Consider the following 16,111-nt stretch of genomic DNA (forward strand, 5'->3'; position numbering starts at 1 on the left):
GACGACTCAAAACTTGCGTCCCGCTCTGTAGATAATGCCAGCGACCGAACTGGCAACCAGGAGACAACTGCTTACTTTAACCTGGTCAACAAAATATAGAAGAAGAGTAGCGGCCAAAAGCCGAGCTACAGAGCTAGAAACGATGACGCAAACCTTGCCACCCAGCTTGAAACTGACCCAAGGGTGGCGCCCAACCCGGCCATGGAAACCCACGGCCCCGGTACAGGGCAGTACTAAACGTAAGGTACTAGAGGAAGAAAGGTACTGGTAAGTGCCAACGGATAGCAGCACAGCATCGCATATCCGGAGTTTTTGCAGTGGAATGTTGGGCGAACGCTCGTCTCGAAAGGCCGCGTAGACTGAATTTGCGGAACAGACAGCCTCTCTAGCTTCCCTGCCCCGCCACCAGGTCATCTCCTCTTGGCGGCCCATAAGCAAGCCTGCAATGAGCGGTGTCTCACCTTTGCGCAACGCAAGGAAATCGACACGCATGAAGAGAATGTTGATCAACGCAACTCAGCCTGAGGAGTTGCGTGTAGCACTGGTGGACGGCCAGTGGCTCTATGACCTGGATATTGAAAATCGCACCCGTCAACAAAAAAAAGCCAACATCTACAAAGGTAAAATCACCCGTGTAGAACCCTCGCTTGAAGCCGCATTCGTCGACTACGGTGAAGAGCGCCACGGCTTCCTTCCCCTGAAAGAAATTTCCCGAGAATACTTCCTCAAGCAACCCAAGGACATCGAAGGCCGCATCAAGATTAAAGATGTCGTCAAAGAGGGGATGGAGGTTGTTGTTCAGGTAGATAAAGAAGAGCGCGGCAACAAAGGCGCGGCCCTCACCACATTTATCAGTCTCGCCGGGCGCTACCTGGTACTAATGCCGAACAACCCCCGTGCCGGCGGCATCTCCCGCCGCATTGAGGGCGATGAACGCTCTGAGCTACGTGACGCCCTAGCCAGCGTGGATGTCCCCTCTGGCATGGGCATGATTGTGCGCACCGCCGGTGTGGGCCGCAGTGGCGAAGAGCTGCAATGGGATCTCAACTACCTCCTGCAACTGTGGAGCTTAATCAAAGAATCAGCGGACAAAAATAGCGCGCCCGAATTCCTCTTCCAGGAAAGCAATGTAATCATCCGGGCGATTCGCGATTACATGCGCGATGATATTGGTGAAGTTATTGTTGATGATGCGGATGCCTTTAAACTAGTAAAGGGCTTTGCTGAACAAGTAATGCCCCACTACGCCCACAAGGTAAAGTTCTACGAAGATAGCATTCCGCTCTTCAACCGATACCAAATCGAAAGCCAGATTGAGACTGCCTTTGAACGCGAAGTAAAACTTCCCTCCGGTGGCTCAATCGTTATTGATGTGACTGAAGCACTGGTCTCCATTGATATCAACTCCTCCCGCGCCACCAAAGGCGGAGACATTGAGGAGACCGCGCGCAACATCAACCTGGAAGCCGCCGATGAGATTGCCCGCCAGCTGCGCCTGCGCGATATGGGCGGCCTGGTCGTGATCGACTTTATCGACATGCAAAGCAAGTCCAATCAGCGCGAAGTTGAAAAGCGCATGGAGAAAGCTCTCAGCATGGACCGCGCCCGTGTACAAGTTGGCCGCATCTCCCGCTTCGGCTTGCTGGAAATGTCACGCCAGCGCCTACGCCCATCTCTCGGTGAAACCACCTTCCGCGTTTGCCCCCGCTGTAGCGGCCAAGGCACTATTCGCGGCACCAAATCTCTGGCCCTCTCTATCTTGCGCCTAGTAGAAGAAGAGGCCAAGAAGGAGCGCAGCGCAGAGATTCGCGCAATCACCCCAGTAAACGTTGCCACCTACCTCCTCAACGAGAAGCGCAAAGCGATCTCCCAAATTGAGTCACGCAATAAAACCCGCGTAGTGGTCGTACCTAATGCGGAAATTGAAACGCCGCACTTTGAGGTTCAGCGCCTACGCGATGACGACACATCTACCCTTGAAACCTCCTATAAAATATCTGGAAGCGTAGAGGAAACTGTCACCAAGAAAGAAGAGCAGCCTAAGCGCCCACAAGCACAGCCTGTTGTACAACCGCTCGCGCACACCGCACCGGCACCAACTCCGGAGAAAAAACCGGAGCCAGGTCTGTTTAGCCGCCTGATAAACGCTATTGCTGAGCTTTTCACCAGCAAAGAAGAAGAGCCCAAAAAGCATCAGAAGTCCCAAAACCGCGGTAAAGATTACCAGCGCAATCGCAACCGTAATCGCAATCAGCGCGGTGGCAACCGTGGCAGTCGCAATGAACGTCAGACTCGCCGCAAAGACGATCGCCGCGAAGATAGCAAGAGCGATGACCTGCGCGAAGCCAGGCAGACCACAAAGTCGTTCGATGAGCGTGATAGCGGAGCCGACCGCGGTGAAGGACAGCGCCGCCGCCGCCGCCGCCGTAGCGGAGACAATCGCCGTAAAGATGAAAATCGCGGCAACGTCTCCGAGGGTAACACTAACGAAAACATCTCACAGGTAGATGAAAGCGCCGATCAGGATCGCCCGGCACGTCGCCCCAGCAATGTTCGCGGCCGTCCACAAGCTCGTCGTCGTGGCCGCCGTACAGAAAACACTGCCGCCACAGCCGTAGCTCAGAGCCAGGAAGAGCTAAATCGCGAAGTCAATGAAGCGATTGACGAAGCGGAAAGTGAAGCCAGGAAATCCAGGGATACCGCAGCCAAAAACTTGAGCGAAGCTCCTGTGAGTGAGGCGGCGAAGCCCAAGCACAAAGAGCAAAAAGCTCCCGAGCCCACCCAGGTAACCGAGCCCAAGCCTGTAGTGAAGGCTCCTGAGCAAAAGCCTTTTGCGCCTAAGGTTTCTGAAAGCCAAGCGAAAGTAAAACCAGTTGCAGAGGCCTCTCCAAAGGCACAGCCAGCAATCACAAACGAGGCACCCGCTCAGCAGCCAGTAACACCTGAAAAGGTTACTGCAACCAGAGAAGAGCAACCCTCTCCTACCCTGGTAACCCCCAAAGCCTCTCAAGAAGTACAAGCCACAAAAGTGTCGGCACCTGCTACTAACGTGGAGGCTACCGCAGCAACTGAAGATGCTGAAGAAACTGCCCTAAAAGAAGCCAGTGAAGCCGCAAAGGCATCGGTAGAGCAAGGCGACGCTATCGCCAGAGAGGAAATGATGGCTGCAGAAGCTAAAGCTTCTGAGGAAATCGCTACGCCGGCAGCTCAGGGACGCGCCGGCAACGACCCGCGCATCAACCCCAAGCCATTGCTGGAGCTGGCAATCGTGACAGAGCATCGTGACATAGGCTCCCAGCAGCCGCTAGACACCGCTCAACCAGCGGCCATCCAGCACAGTCCTCGCGCACTTGCACGCCCAGCCAATGACCCGCGTGTGGCACGTCAAGTAACACAGGCTAATACTGACCACAATTCTGCAGAAGCAGGCTAAGCAACCAATAAAAGCCGCCAGCAGTTCAGCTGCTGGCGGCTTTTTACATCTGAAGAATTGCCCTTGACTGGTCAATAAATCACCTAACCCATTGAACTAATTGAAAAAATTTAAAACGGCACTTGTATGTAGCACGAAGCTATGTATAATGCACAGCACAATTTGGTGGGGTGGCTGAGTGGTCGAAAGCGGCGGTCTTGAAAACCGTTGACTGTAACAGGTCCCAGGGTTCGAATCCCTGCCCCACCGCCATTATTCATGCAGAAAGCCCTGATTTTTCAGGGCTTTTTTGTTTCTGCTTTTTGTGGTCCCCCACTTGTTCCCCCACTTAACTTTTGTAAGATCTTCACAGCAAAAGCCACTCCGCCCCTGCTGTATCGAATTGGCACCGTGGCAGCCCTTCCGCAATCAGTTCATACCCATCCCGGATAGGAACTGGCGGATATTTTCATTGACTGCCCGTAACTAGTAACTACTCGCGTCCCCATAAATAACTTTAACAAGTCAGCTGACCGTCCAGCGCCACAACTACCACCACAGAAAAAAAGGGAGCTTCATAAGGACAGCGCATACTGCTCATGAGCGCAGCATGTAAAAATAAAGACCTACCGGGCAGGATATGCCCATGAGCAAGCGGCCTCCATTGCTCATACCATCCTGTGGTGACGATAAGCTACCGGCTCACGATGCCCAGCCAAGAAATTTTGCCAACCCGCAGCTGATTTAGATTCAGCATTTAACCAAGTCAACATATGATCCGCCCCTAGAAAAACTGGACTACGGTCATGGCCAACCGCCTCAACTTCTGGAGCCGGGTCATCGGTAATCAAGGTGCATGAGAAGTAACCAACCTCTCCCCCCAATGATTCCCAGTAGTCCCAAAGGATTGGTGCCCACATCAAATCTTTACCCTTTGGAGTAAACTGGACCTGAGCTTTCTTACCCTTATGTTCGACCCATTCAAAGAAACTCGTGAATGGTAATATCCCATGCTGGTGGCCAATCAGGGAGCGCCAGGTTTTTGCTTCAAGTAATCTATCTAGCCGAGCGTTATATAGACTGTATTTTGTCGCTAGATCCCAAGCCGAGTTGGATAGGCGTATTGAGTAACGTAGCGGGCGCAACCAATTCCTACCTCCATCACATATTATGCCCGGCGCAAAATAGCGGGGGTATACTCTTTCGCCTGGCCCTGCAAGGCGGAATTGACTGACACGAGGTAGCCCCTTCAACCCGAGCGCGTGGCGAACCTCCGCTTTAGCAGAGCAGTTCTCCCACTTCTGGTTGAAGCGGAATTGATTCCAGGCATTCACATCCGCTCTAAACCCTACAGGTAGTGATGACAGCGTCTTGTCACTAGGGACCGTAAAGGAGTAGCACATGGAAATTCACCGTAAAGTATGGCCTGAACCACACTAATAGGATGGTTAAAAGAAGAAGGAGAATTTAAGAGGAACTTATCACCTGTCCTCGCCCTTCAGATAGTCCACTATTTTATCAATCTCCTCTTCATTTTCGTCAATAAGCCTATCTGAAAGAATCTTAAGCTTGTCAATTGATTTGTAATCAAAAGGGCCCACAAAGGGGTCAATAAGCTCAACATTAAGATAATCATATTTCACCCGCGAGGGTGCTAAAGACTCGGCAATTTCCAGAGAAAATATTTGCTGATAATCCATTGATCGTGTCATGCTAAATATTGCATCATGGAACCAGCGTAATTTCCCCCAACTCTTTAGACTTCTATAATCAAAACCCATAGTATGAACTGGGTGTATTCCGGAACCAAGAATCAGCAAGTAGTAGTTTTTGCCTGGAAAATTTTTTATTACATCATGCAAGATGACGTTAGCTGGATCATTAGCCGTGATTGCTGCATCTGCAAAGTAACGATGGGTAATCTTCTTGTCTGGCCCCACAAAATCAACAGGGGTAAAAAAAGCCTCTGCACTCGATGCAGCAGCAACAAGCTGATAAAGCGTATTAGTAGGCAAATCTAAAGCTTTTATCCCTCTATTCTTAAATAGATGCAACCTTCCATTATGTACATCCAGCGACGGGATAATTACATAGTTATTTAAGCTGGTGAAGTTCATCGCAGGAGAATAATTTCTCTCCAAGACTTCTGAAAGATGGGTACCCATAAATTGCGGCGAGAGGTATCCATTTAATGTCAAGGCATTATGATACCAGGGCACTGAAAACAAAAACTCGCTTTCTTTTTCATATACTTTTATTAACCTTTCACTTCTTGAGGAAATGTTGTCATGATCAAAATCAAGCCGACCCAATTGGGAAAGAGGAATATTCAAGCTCGTGGCAATAATCGCACCTGTTGAAACTCCACTAAAGACGTCGAACACTTCCTCTACAGGCTTCCCCAATTGTTTCTCAATATGCTGTATCACATAGAGAGGAATAAGCCCCCTGACGCCACCCCCTTCAATGATCAGAATATTAATTGTTTCCTTTTTTTCTAACGCCTCATTGCTTTTTATTAACTCCTCTGTAATCGGCTGGGAATCAAACTTGATACCGCGAACAAAAACATAATTGTAAGAAAAAACCAGCAAACCTAGAGCCACTATTAACAAAAAGAAAATGACTACAGAATGCTTGATTTTCATTACAGCACCTCTACCCTACATACAAAGTATAAGCACAAACCTTAAGTTTGACTCTACCATCATAAGCTAGCTGTAAATTCTATTTGGAGAGACTTGTGTCTTATAAAAAATAACATACCACAAACAAATTCCCCCAAGTAAAGTGTTAAACCTATATAAAATTTCACCCCCAAGACACTTATCCGAACAGACATAAAAATAGCTAGATAATCCTTTTTTTCGAAAAATATGAGAACGAATTACTAGTGGCTTTTCTTCTCTGTAGGCAAATACAGATATTGACTACTCATGCCCTACTGCCATTATCCTATTCATAACCTTACAATTATCCTTAACGAACGTTACGCCTAGCCTCTCGAAGCTTGCTCACACTACATGTTCTAACAGACTTAACTGATTCATTAGCATCCTGGTCTTTCAAACCTTATGCAAAACTTTATCGCTGGCATTTGTCAAAAAAAATTCATCAATCCCTACAATTAGCGTCAAATATGAGATACTCCCCCCATAAAAGAACCCTAATAAACTGGGAAAAGACCTATGACTAAGTTCACCACCTACTTGGCAGCTGTCTTACTAGCTGGATGTAGCGCCACCACAAGCATCACACAAAAAAGTGCTAGTGAAGTTCGTCAGGCGGTAACGATACATAATAGTTCCGAAAATAACGCAACTGAATATAGCGGCCCTCCAATGCAGGCAACCACCGATGGCTCGGATCACAACCTGTATTACTATATGCTACGTGCTCTTGCCCCCAAGAATGGCGGAAGCCCCCAATACCAACTGCGTATTGATATCACATACCGGGAAAACTGGCGCAACTATGACACAGCCACATTTAGTGGTGGAAACGAGGTTGAGCTATCCCAACTCGATCGAAAAGTCCTCAACTGTGCATCAGCATTTAAATGCATGCTTGAAGAAACTCTGGAAGTCACATTGAGTGAAAATCAGATCACCACTGCTCTCAAGAAGCGAGAAAGCCTTAGAGTGAAGCTTTATGCAAAGTCAGGTCATCGCTCGGTTATCGAAGTGCCCAGCTCTTATCTGATGGGTTTTTACTCCAGTGTTGTCAATAGACGGGGCTAAAAACTGGAAGGCCATCACAATTACTTATTGTGTGACCTTTAAATTGTGGGATCTCTGAGTAGCTCCGGAATACCTATACAGACTTCAGCACCTGGCTCGCTTAACAAGGCAAAGTCTTCATAACAGGTTTGTGAATAGTCTGAACACTCGCAAAAAAATAGAGCCGAAAGCCTGGCAGGATCATTCAGATATTCCCAGGCTTCTATAATCTACAAACTATGATTTCTGCAGGCTTTCAGCAGTCTTAGCAAGCCCCTCTTCTACCGATACCGGTGGCTGCCAATCAAGCAGGTTCATAGTTTTTCCAATATCCACTTGCAAAGAACCACATAGACGATCGGCAACAGCCCTTTTCCCCAGTAGGGAGAGAGTAAAGATCAGAACAGATACTGGCACAGGCATCAATAGAGCCCGGCACCTTAGGCTCCTTGAAAGCCGCCTCAATAAATCCGTGATAGACATATCAAGACCATCAGATACAAGGAAGACTTGATTTCTTGCGTTCGGGTGTTCAATACAAACTGTGATCAAGTCGATCAAGTTATAGACAGAAACCAGGCTGCGCCGATTGTTAATTGAACCTAACGGCAGTGGAATACCTTTCTGCAGCCAACGCATCATGGATTGAAAGTTAGCTTTTACTCCAGGTCCATAGACTAATGGTGGACGAATAATAACCACTTCCAGGCCAGTTTCCTCTGCCAGAGCGAGCAAGGCATCCTCAGCTTCTTTTTTTGAAATCCCATAGGGGTCTACAGGATTTGAGGGCTCCTCTGCGGTAAATGGGCCTCTGCCAGTAGTGGATTCCCCGTTCACCTTAATAGAGCTTAAGAAAATAAACCTTTTTACCCCTGAAGATGCCGCTTGGCGGGCCAGCTGTAAGGTACCTTCCAAGTTCACTTTGCGAAATTCTGCCAAGGGGTCAGCAGCACCTTCTTTCATCACATGAACTCTCGCGGCAGTATGGATCACCACATCAATATTGTTCAGTGTGGTACCCCAGTCAGTTTCCGCATCTATGCGAGGTACATAAAGCCCCCCTTCTATCTCCTGGCGATACACGGGCAGTACCTTAACCCTTTTAGATCGCAGGGCTGATAAAAGAGCACTTCCAATAAAGCCACTGGCACCGGTCAACAATACTCGCGCTTCCACAAGCCCCGCCCATATCAATTAATTTCATCAGGAAGTAGTTTACAGATGGGGAAGCATTGAGTCACTGGTGGAAGGGTTGACGATAAAGAGCTCTTAGCGGGTAGCCTGAAAATAAAAGTATCTTGGCTAAGCAATGATTAGACAACTCAAAAGTGTTCAGCAAGAGGGGATTTAATACTCTCTTATCTATTATTCGACCTTTAATTTTGATCTCTAAGGCTGCAAAACCGAAGCTGAGCTTTGCCAGCATTTTTCACTCTGGCTCTGACATTCTCTAGAGCCCGCCCATGGGGCTCAGTAGTTTCTGCGGTTCCCCATTTAATCTCCCATTTTTCTCGGGCTGCCAAGCAAGCCTTGGCTTGCCGATAATGCCAGCGAGCCTCAGCACAGGGGTTAAGATCTCTGGGAACCTTACGGTCACAGATACGATGGTATCTTTTGCGGGCCAAATTTGCTTTAAAGTCTTTATCTATTACCGCATCAAAGTGGCGAATAGGCGAAGCTATAATCCTTTGCGATGTCGCGCCCCCCCTAGCAATGGCCCTAGAAGGGATAGCCCAGCGTAACGTGGTTAACGCGGACTGATCTGAGAAAAATTCAATGGGTGAAACAACTAAAAGTTTCCCATCAGACAAACATATTACTGAAATCGGGCTAGTGCCAGCCAGAGGAAGCTTCTTTAGATAGTAACTAGTCGTTAACCTATGAGACGTTGACCATTTAGAGGCACTAAAACCATTTAAAGGGGCGGTATCAAACCCCATAGTGCCGGCTGAGAATGTGGAAATGGCAACTATCAATAGACCGCTTAAACCAATGAGTGACTCTCCAATCCGTTTATTACCATTTGTAGGCATAAGCAGATCCTAATAAATTTAGATGCCCGGACAGTCCGAAGCGAGAGACTTAAACTTTAACAAACTAAAAGGCTAGTCTAGTGTCGCGAAGCTTAAGCCCCAACTACGCTCTTTCGGAGAAATCAAACTTGCCTACGTCAAGACTTAAAGGTGTTTTTGTAGTTCTTTTTGATTTAGCACTGGGGTAATCCAAATTTCCGCACCCAGAGCTGAAAAAAACTTTTCGTTATAAGCCATCAGATGATCCTGCCGCTTCTCCTCAAGAATAAAAATAGCCGCGCGCTTACCATCCTCTAAAAAGAAATAGGAGGATTCAGGCTCAGCCGAAGCGATAAAATCATTGAAGGCTCTCGGCATGGACTTGTCTGCGATAGCATTATTGCCACTTTTAACTGGGATCAGGATTTTCATTAACAGGCGCATCGGGCTTCCTCTGTTGGGGAATTAAGGTTTAGGCTCCAACCATAGTCAATACCAGACCAATTAAGCGATATGAGGTGACTAATCCCGCTGAAGGACACTAGTGGTTAAGTAGAGTTCTTATGCTTCTACCATGTTTCTACTGCCGTCTTCCGCGCCTGAACCCCTCTCGTGCCAGTGAATCCACTTTAGATCCACCACCATCACGGTATAAAGCACCGGCACCAGTAGCAAAGTACCGCAGGTTGCCAATATCAAGCCTCCTATCTGGGCAAAACATAAAGGCTGCCAAAGAGGACCACCATGGAAAGCGAGAGGCACCAGGGCGCAGGTAGTAGCCGCTATTGTGATCAGGATTGGTCTTAGTCGTAGGATCCCCGCGTCCAACAATGCCTCTCTGAAAGGATCGCCTGCGGCATGACGCACTTCTATAAAATCAAACAAGACAATAATATGGCTGACAATTACCCCTACCAAGCTTACTATCCCCAGAAAAGCCATAAACCCGAATGGCTGGCCAGTAACATAAAGCGCGGCAAGGGCACCCACCATACCCAGTGGTACGGTGGCAAATACCACCAAGGGCTTCAATAAGTTACTAAACTGGAAAACCAGAGCCAAAAAAATGGCCCCCGAGGAAACACCAAGTATCATGAGTAGCTGTGCAAACCCATGTGTTGAGTTAGCCGCATCTCCAGAAGCTTGTATTTGATAACCACTGGGCAGCGTCTTTTGCAAGGCATCTAATTCATCTTTTACATCTCCCATAATATCGGAGGCAATAAATCCTGCATAAGGGTACGCAAAAACAGAAATCGTGCGAAATTTTTCCAAACGACGAATTCGCTCAGTTCTAAAGTCAATTCTTGTTGTAGCCACCTGCTCTAGGGGAACTCTTACTTCCGTATCTGATGAAAACACATAAAGGTTGTTAATATCCTGCAATTGCCCACGCTGATCCAGTCGGAGGCGAATAACGATTGGTATTTCTTTGTCCCCCTCCCGTAAGGTGGATACCTCACTACCATTAATTGCCGTTGATGAAGCCTGGGCAATATCCGCATTAGTGACTCTAGACATCGCTGCCCGGTCTTCAAGAACATTCATATAAACCGCAAGACTCCTCTCTCCCCAGTTCTGGCGAACCGTGCGAGCATATGCAGATTTCTGTACAATATTTTTCACTCTCTCGGCAACATCTCGCAAGATAATAATATCCTTACGCTCTTCCTCAGAACCGGTTGTCACACGCCCTGACACCCTTATTTCAAAGGGATAATCTACCGGGGTAGTTTGCAGTTGGCGCACATCCAGATCGGCTCCGGGGATATTCTTACTGAGTGCTTCCTGAATAAACGGCACCAACTTTGGAGTCAGATTTTTATCATTGATACGGATAATAATTTGACCATAATTAGCTTGCTGTGGCCGAGGGTTCACTGTATACCAAAAACGCGGCGCCCCTCCACCAACGGTAGTACTCAGTGCCTGTAGAATTGGTTCATCAGAATTCCCACCATTTTCTTTTTGATACTTTTCTATTGTTTGTCTAATCACCTGCTCCGCTTGTTTGGCAACATTATCTGTTGCATCAATGCTTGCATCATTCTGCAACCAGACATCCACATAGGACAAATATTGAATATCGTCTGGAAAAAAGGCATTTTTCAACTGCGTTTTCAATACCACTCCCGCAATCAGAAAAAGTAGAAATCCCAGTAGTACAAGTTTCCTGTGATCTATAGCCCAGCTAGCGGTTCGATAGTACACACCAGTAAGCCCATGTTTCCGCCGCTCCTCCAGTGTTGGCTCTGTACGCTTCGGTGGACGCAAGAGAAGATTTCCTATGAAAGGCAGAAAAGTCATAGATACTATCCGGGAGGCGATCAATGCGCAGGCCATAACAATTGGCAAACTGTGCAAAAAATCACCTTGATTTCCGGTTAGTAGTAAGAAAGGTAAATACGCAACCACATTGGTGAGCGTCGCAAAGAAAATGGCTTTCGCGAGTAGGGTTGGCCCAAGCCAGGCAGCAATAAACGATGGTTTACCCGCGGCCATCTGTCGCTTGATGGCATCCCCGGCAACAACAGGATCATCCACTAAAAGCCCAAGGGCAATAATCAATGCTGCAATAGAGACTTGCTGAATATCCACCCCCATAAACTGGATAAAGCCGAAGGTCATTGCCAAGGTAATCGGGATTGAGATCATCAGTAGGACGGCGGAACGCCAATCAGAAAACCCGATAAAAGCGACAATAACCACAAGGATAATGGCTTCAACCAGCGCCTCAATAAAAAGCCCCACACTTTCCTTTACTTGTCTGGGCTGATCAGACACTTTTTCAATAATTAAATCTGGCGGCAAGTCGGCTCTAACCTGTTCCAGTAACTTTGTGAGTACCTTGCCTAGCTCGCCGATTTGCTCACCATCACGCATCTGTACCGATAAGTTGACGCTGCGATGCCGTTGCCATGTTCCATCGTGTTTAGATTTGCTGACATAGTAATTCAATAGCTCTGGTGGCGACTCATACCCCATTGAAACATCCAGTACACCCCGTAGGTACACCGGAGTACCATCATCACTCAAAGCGATAGGTACATCCCCAATGTCTTCATAATTGCTAAAGTCCCCACTGGGAAATATTGCGACATCCATATCCTCAACAGTCAGATTGCCGCCAGGAATGGTTGTATTGCGGGCATTGAGTATTGGGCCAATCATATCCGGGCGCAGGCCGTAAGAAGCAAGCCGCTCCTGGGAATAAACCAAATCGACTTGCTGTTGCAGCACCCCGGAACGCAGTACCCGCTTTACCTGCGGGAGAGTGCGAATATTCGCAGCGATGAGATCAGAGAAATCATCCAGTTGCCTATAGCTGTATTTTGCCCCAGCCACTTCGGCAAGACGCTCACGAGTTTTAGCAATATCTCGTACAAGAAAAGGCTGCCAGGAGTCGGGAAAAAATTTCTGTGCACTAAGTCGCTCATTTAAAAAACGATATCCTGCGCGCATCAACTCTTCATCGCTTTTATCAGAGGTAAAATCTACGCCGATATAACCGGGGCCCGACAGAATTTTAAATGCAGTGCCATAACCCTGTTTCTCCATCCAGCGGGAAAAGACCTTGAAGGCAGCCAAGCTATTCACCCCGTGCACTGAAAGCGGCAGGGCCACCATAATACTAACCCTCTGTTCTACTCCCTGGTTTTTATACTTGGCGCGAACCTCCGATAATGCTTCTCGGATGTTTTCTGCCCGGAGGCTAATTTCAGTAGCTCCGGCCCTTGGGCTGGCTACGGCCAAAAGCACGGCAGCCGTATCCCCAAATTCATCATTGAATTGAGTAGCCTGTGTCCCTGAAGGCAGTTGACCCTGCGCGTCAATAAGTTTCAGGTTTATATCGTTAAATGCCTTGGTGACATCGGTGTGGGGGGCAAGCTGAGTTTGTACTACGGACACACCGTTAAGGGTCAGGGATTTTATTGCAAAGGAGCGCGCATCTGGCTGGTAGAGATATTCACTCTGGGCGATGGCATCTTCTATTCGTCGTGTTACCAGCTCCTCAACTTTGATGGCACTTTGCCCTGGCCATTTGGTTGTTGCTGTAGCTATACGGACGGGAATATCTGGATCCTTACTTTTGGGCATCGCGATATAAGAGATAAGCCCCCAAAACATAACCCCGACCAATAGCGCCCATGAAATGGAGGAGTTATCGACAAAAAAACGAGCGGTATTAAAGCGGTGCTCACTTTCAGCTTCCAGGATTTCTTCTCTGGTTTTTTCGTCTTTAACCACCATTGATATTCCCTTGAGGCACTAGGGCACTATCCTTACCGCCTGACCATCCTGTAACTGTGACGCACCATTTGACACAACCCGCTCCCCCTCCTTGAGGCCGTGTAAAACAACAATGTTGTTACCCACTACCGGCCCTGGAACCACTCTGCGCAGCTTTGCCTGTAAAACATTGTTGTCAATTTCCAATACAAAAACGGCAAAGCCTTCCGACTCATTTGATTGCGGGACCAAACATGAAAGGGGCACCACAACCCGATTTGGCTGAGGCCGCATTTTGTCCAGTAAAAGACTCATAATCATGCCCGGTTTTAATATTGCATTGGGGTTAGGCACGGTTACGGTAATGGCAAAAACTCTGGTGCGTTCCTCTGCTTTCGGGGAAACTTCTGTGACCTGGCCAGTAAAAGTCTTGCCTGGTTGGGACTCTGTCATCATAGAGATAACACTACCCAGTTTGGCAAAGCTCAACACCACATCAGGCACATTAAAAACCACTTTGACACGAGAGATATCGGCAACCACAAAACCAACGGCATCCCTTTGCACCAGAGTGCCGACCTCTATATTGCGTTGAAGAATAATTCCGGTAAGGGGTGAACGTAATACCGTGTCATTGAGATTCTCTTTAGCGTTATCCAAGCGCGCCTTAGAACCTACAACAGAGGCCTGTGAGATCTCATACTCCTCCCGGGCGGCGTCGTAATCCGGTGCCGTGATACTTGCGGTGGCAAAAAGAGCCGAAGCTCTTTTGTAGTCCAGATCTGCTTTCCTCCGGGCAGCCTCTGCTTTACTGACATTCGCTGCCGCCTCAACCACCTTGTCTCTGTATTGCTCGTCGTTGACGATAGCCAGGGGCTCTCCCTGAATCACTCGGTCCCCGCCCTGCAATATTCTTATTTTTCCAAGAACCCGGCGAGTTGGAATTTCATCGATATACCCCTCTGTTCGAAATGCTACATCTACCTGCGTATAGGGGTGGACCACAGCAGAGTATGGATAACCTTCAATTCCACTTTCTGTACGAGCCACTGTAGCTTGCACAGGCACCGGACTTTTCCCCGGCGGCTCACTTTGGCAGGCCGATAGTAAGAGCAGAAACATCAGTAAAAGGGGTAAACGCAACATCGTTACACCTCCCCAACCGCTCTTTCGTATTCGGCTAACGCCCTCCAGACAGAAAGTACCGCTTTGTTGTAATCGCTGTTGGCGCGATCGAGCTGGGTTTCCGTTTCCAGTACGTTGGTTAATAGCGTCGTTTGCTCACGATAGCGATTGATCATTACCCGTAACTTTTCCCGATATGCCGCTTGTAGTTCTCGCGCTACGGCTACCGATTCCTGCGCAGTCCGCAACTTGCGCAAGCTATCACGCACCTCTATTTCAATTTGGCTGCGAACCTCCCCCATTTTGACTTCAGCCCCAGCAATTTTACTCGCGCGGCTGGCCAGCTCATCCCGCTTGCGCCCCCAGTCAAAAATCTCCCAGCGTAAATCTAAAGCAACGATTGCCTCGGCATCGGGCACAAGGCTTACGTTAAAGAGCTTGAGATAGCTGAAGTGAAAGTCTATATCGGGAATATATTCAGATTTCTTAACATCGTAGCTGTATTCAGCCTTCTCAATGGCCAACAGTGATTCAATAAAATCAGGGCGTTGATCAAAGGCCAACACTAGGGATGCATCGGTGTCATACACGACTTGATGAGGTACAGGGAGGTGCTCGACGCTAAATGGCGTTTCTACATCGCGCCCTAATAGCGCATTGAGTCGCTCCTTGGCCGTAATCATCTCATCAATCCTGCGCTGGCGCTCCAGTTGGCGCTGGGCCAAGCGGGCACGTACATCCAGCAACTCGTATTCCAGAGCCACCTGTTGGTCGACATAATTGCGCACCAGGTCACTCAGGGAACTCAAGAACAAAATAGATTCATCAATTGCCTGGAGGTCACCGATAATCCTGCCCACCTCGAAATACTGCAGCTTTACCAAAAAAGCGACATCCTGCTGCGTCCAACGCACTTTTTGCACCGCCATCGCCGTGGTGACATAGCCCTCGCAGATTTCCAAGGCAATAGTGTAGAGACGGGTAAGAGGCTGGCGCGCACTGAAGGAGACAATCTCAGTAGTTCCCTGCTCGGTGGTGATCTCCACATTGTTTGGTGGGATTGGTCCTATTTCAGAATCGGGAACAAGGCTACCCTCAGGGAAGGTATAGCTCTGGGTGGTGAGGTTGTGATTGATGGCGGCATTCAGTTCCAATCGCGGGTAACGGCGTGTCTTTAGCGCCTCAACCATATCACCCGCCTCATCGACTTCTAGAGCCGCGCCCTGCACCCGCAGGTTGGTACGAATGGCCGTTTGTACTGCATCATTGAGCGGAAGCACAGGCTCAGGGGCAGAGCTCCAGGCAGCGCCGATAAAGATCCATATTGCGAACCCGCCCTTGAACAACGATCACCCCTTCCTGGCAGCAGCACACACCCGCACAATATGCAATTATTCCAGTAAGTATATGTGCTTCATGCTCACCGCTTAGTCAGCACGCCTATCCCCACGCCAACCAGTGTACTCCCCCTACATATTTCTTTTTTTTATATCTGCCTGAGCCATTTCCCCGCCAATAAATCCTTTATAGGTGCTAGCGCCCGATAAAATCCGGGTGCGTCAAAATGAAGTTTCACCTGCCCTTTTCCATTGGCTAGGCTAATAACTGGCGGC

Annotated in this window: 11 protein-coding genes and 1 tRNA gene; 3 read left to right on the top strand and 9 right to left on the bottom strand. The window is 48.3% G+C overall.

Translation table 11 applies throughout. The features are described 5' to 3' along the window. Positions 1-6: 6 nt before the first annotated feature. Complete coding sequence (locus ACJJH9_RS10670) at positions 7-492, bottom strand: hypothetical protein (RefSeq protein WP_444922723.1); 486 nt, start codon at positions 490-492, stop codon at positions 7-9. On the opposite strand from ACJJH9_RS10670, the gene rne reads away from it, so the two are divergent. Together rne and ACJJH9_RS10680 are read left to right on the top strand one after the other, a co-directional pair. Next, on the top strand, positions 491-3,433 hold the full coding sequence (gene rne / locus ACJJH9_RS10675) for a ribonuclease E (protein WP_444922724.1): 2,943 nt from the start codon (positions 491-493) through the stop codon (positions 3,431-3,433). The genes ACJJH9_RS10670 and rne overlap by 2 nt on opposite strands. A 164-nt stretch (positions 3,434-3,597) precedes the next feature. After that, a tRNA-Ser gene (locus ACJJH9_RS10680) sits at positions 3,598-3,685 on the top strand. A gap of 395 nt (positions 3,686-4,080) precedes the next feature. Here ACJJH9_RS10680 and ACJJH9_RS10685 read toward each other — a convergent pair. Both ACJJH9_RS10685 and ACJJH9_RS10690 read right to left on the bottom strand, forming a co-directional pair. Next, positions 4,081-4,815 (bottom strand): SOS response-associated peptidase family protein, encoded by a 735-nt coding sequence (locus ACJJH9_RS10685; protein WP_444922725.1) that lies wholly within the window; start codon positions 4,813-4,815, stop codon positions 4,081-4,083. A gap of 78 nt (positions 4,816-4,893) precedes the next feature. Further along, complete coding sequence (locus tag ACJJH9_RS10690) at positions 4,894-6,060, bottom strand: patatin-like phospholipase family protein (RefSeq protein WP_444922726.1); 1,167 nt, start codon at positions 6,058-6,060, stop codon at positions 4,894-4,896. Between the two features lie 540 nt (positions 6,061-6,600). Between ACJJH9_RS10690 and ACJJH9_RS10695 the strand changes: the two genes are divergently transcribed. After that, a complete protein-coding gene (locus ACJJH9_RS10695; RefSeq protein WP_444922727.1) occupies positions 6,601-7,152 on the top strand; it encodes a hypothetical protein in 552 nt (183 codons plus the stop codon). A 216-nt stretch (positions 7,153-7,368) separates the two neighbouring features. Here ACJJH9_RS10695 and ACJJH9_RS10700 read toward each other — a convergent pair whose 3' ends face one another. The 6 genes from ACJJH9_RS10700 to ACJJH9_RS10725 form a co-directional block, all read right to left on the bottom strand. Further along, entirely contained in the window at positions 7,369-8,307 is a 939-nt protein-coding gene (locus tag ACJJH9_RS10700; RefSeq protein WP_444922728.1) for a UDP-glucose 4-epimerase family protein, read from the bottom strand. Between the two features lie 200 nt (positions 8,308-8,507). Next, entirely contained in the window at positions 8,508-9,164 is a 657-nt protein-coding gene (locus ACJJH9_RS10705) for a hypothetical protein (RefSeq protein WP_444922729.1), read from the bottom strand. 144 nt (positions 9,165-9,308) lie between these two features. After that, positions 9,309-9,587: a hypothetical protein gene (locus tag ACJJH9_RS10710; RefSeq protein WP_252081914.1), complete on the bottom strand. Its 279-nt coding sequence runs from the start codon at positions 9,585-9,587 to the stop codon at positions 9,309-9,311. A 117-nt stretch (positions 9,588-9,704) separates the two neighbouring features. Beyond that, complete coding sequence (locus tag ACJJH9_RS10715; protein ID WP_444922730.1) at positions 9,705-13,394, bottom strand: efflux RND transporter permease subunit; 3,690 nt, start codon at positions 13,392-13,394, stop codon at positions 9,705-9,707. Between the two features lie 18 nt (positions 13,395-13,412). After that, entirely contained in the window at positions 13,413-14,519 is a 1,107-nt protein-coding gene (locus ACJJH9_RS10720) for an efflux RND transporter periplasmic adaptor subunit (protein ID WP_444922731.1), read from the bottom strand. Positions 14,520-14,521: 2 nt separating this feature from the next. Continuing rightward, on the bottom strand, positions 14,522-15,844 hold the full coding sequence (locus tag ACJJH9_RS10725; RefSeq protein WP_444922732.1) for a TolC family protein: 1,323 nt from the start codon (positions 15,842-15,844) through the stop codon (positions 14,522-14,524). Positions 15,845-16,111: the final 267 nt, after the last annotated feature.

This window comes from Microbulbifer mixtoriginis (SeqCode), from assembly GCF_052466715.1.

Excerpts from the sequence above, each read along its gene's own strand:
- ACJJH9_RS10710 (WP_252081914.1), bottom strand. The coding sequence starts at position 9,587 with ATGCGCCTGTTAATGAAAATCCTGATCCCAGTTAAAAGTGGCAATAAT.
- ACJJH9_RS10670 (WP_444922723.1), bottom strand. The coding sequence starts at position 492 with ATGCGTGTCGATTTCCTTGCGTTGCGCAAAGGTGAGACACCGCTCATT.
- ACJJH9_RS10690 (WP_444922726.1), bottom strand. The coding sequence starts at position 6,060 with ATGAAAATCAAGCATTCTGTAGTCATTTTCTTTTTGTTAATAGTGGCT.
- ACJJH9_RS10705 (WP_444922729.1), bottom strand. The coding sequence starts at position 9,164 with ATGCCTACAAATGGTAATAAACGGATTGGAGAGTCACTCATTGGTTTA.
- ACJJH9_RS10715 (WP_444922730.1), bottom strand. The coding sequence starts at position 13,394 with ATGGTGGTTAAAGACGAAAAAACCAGAGAAGAAATCCTGGAAGCTGAA.
- ACJJH9_RS10720 (WP_444922731.1), bottom strand. The coding sequence starts at position 14,519 with ATGTTGCGTTTACCCCTTTTACTGATGTTTCTGCTCTTACTATCGGCC.
- rne (WP_444922724.1), top strand. The coding sequence starts at position 491 with ATGAAGAGAATGTTGATCAACGCAACTCAGCCTGAGGAGTTGCGTGTA.
- ACJJH9_RS10695 (WP_444922727.1), top strand. The coding sequence starts at position 6,601 with ATGACTAAGTTCACCACCTACTTGGCAGCTGTCTTACTAGCTGGATGT.
- ACJJH9_RS10685 (WP_444922725.1), bottom strand. The coding sequence starts at position 4,815 with ATGTGCTACTCCTTTACGGTCCCTAGTGACAAGACGCTGTCATCACTA.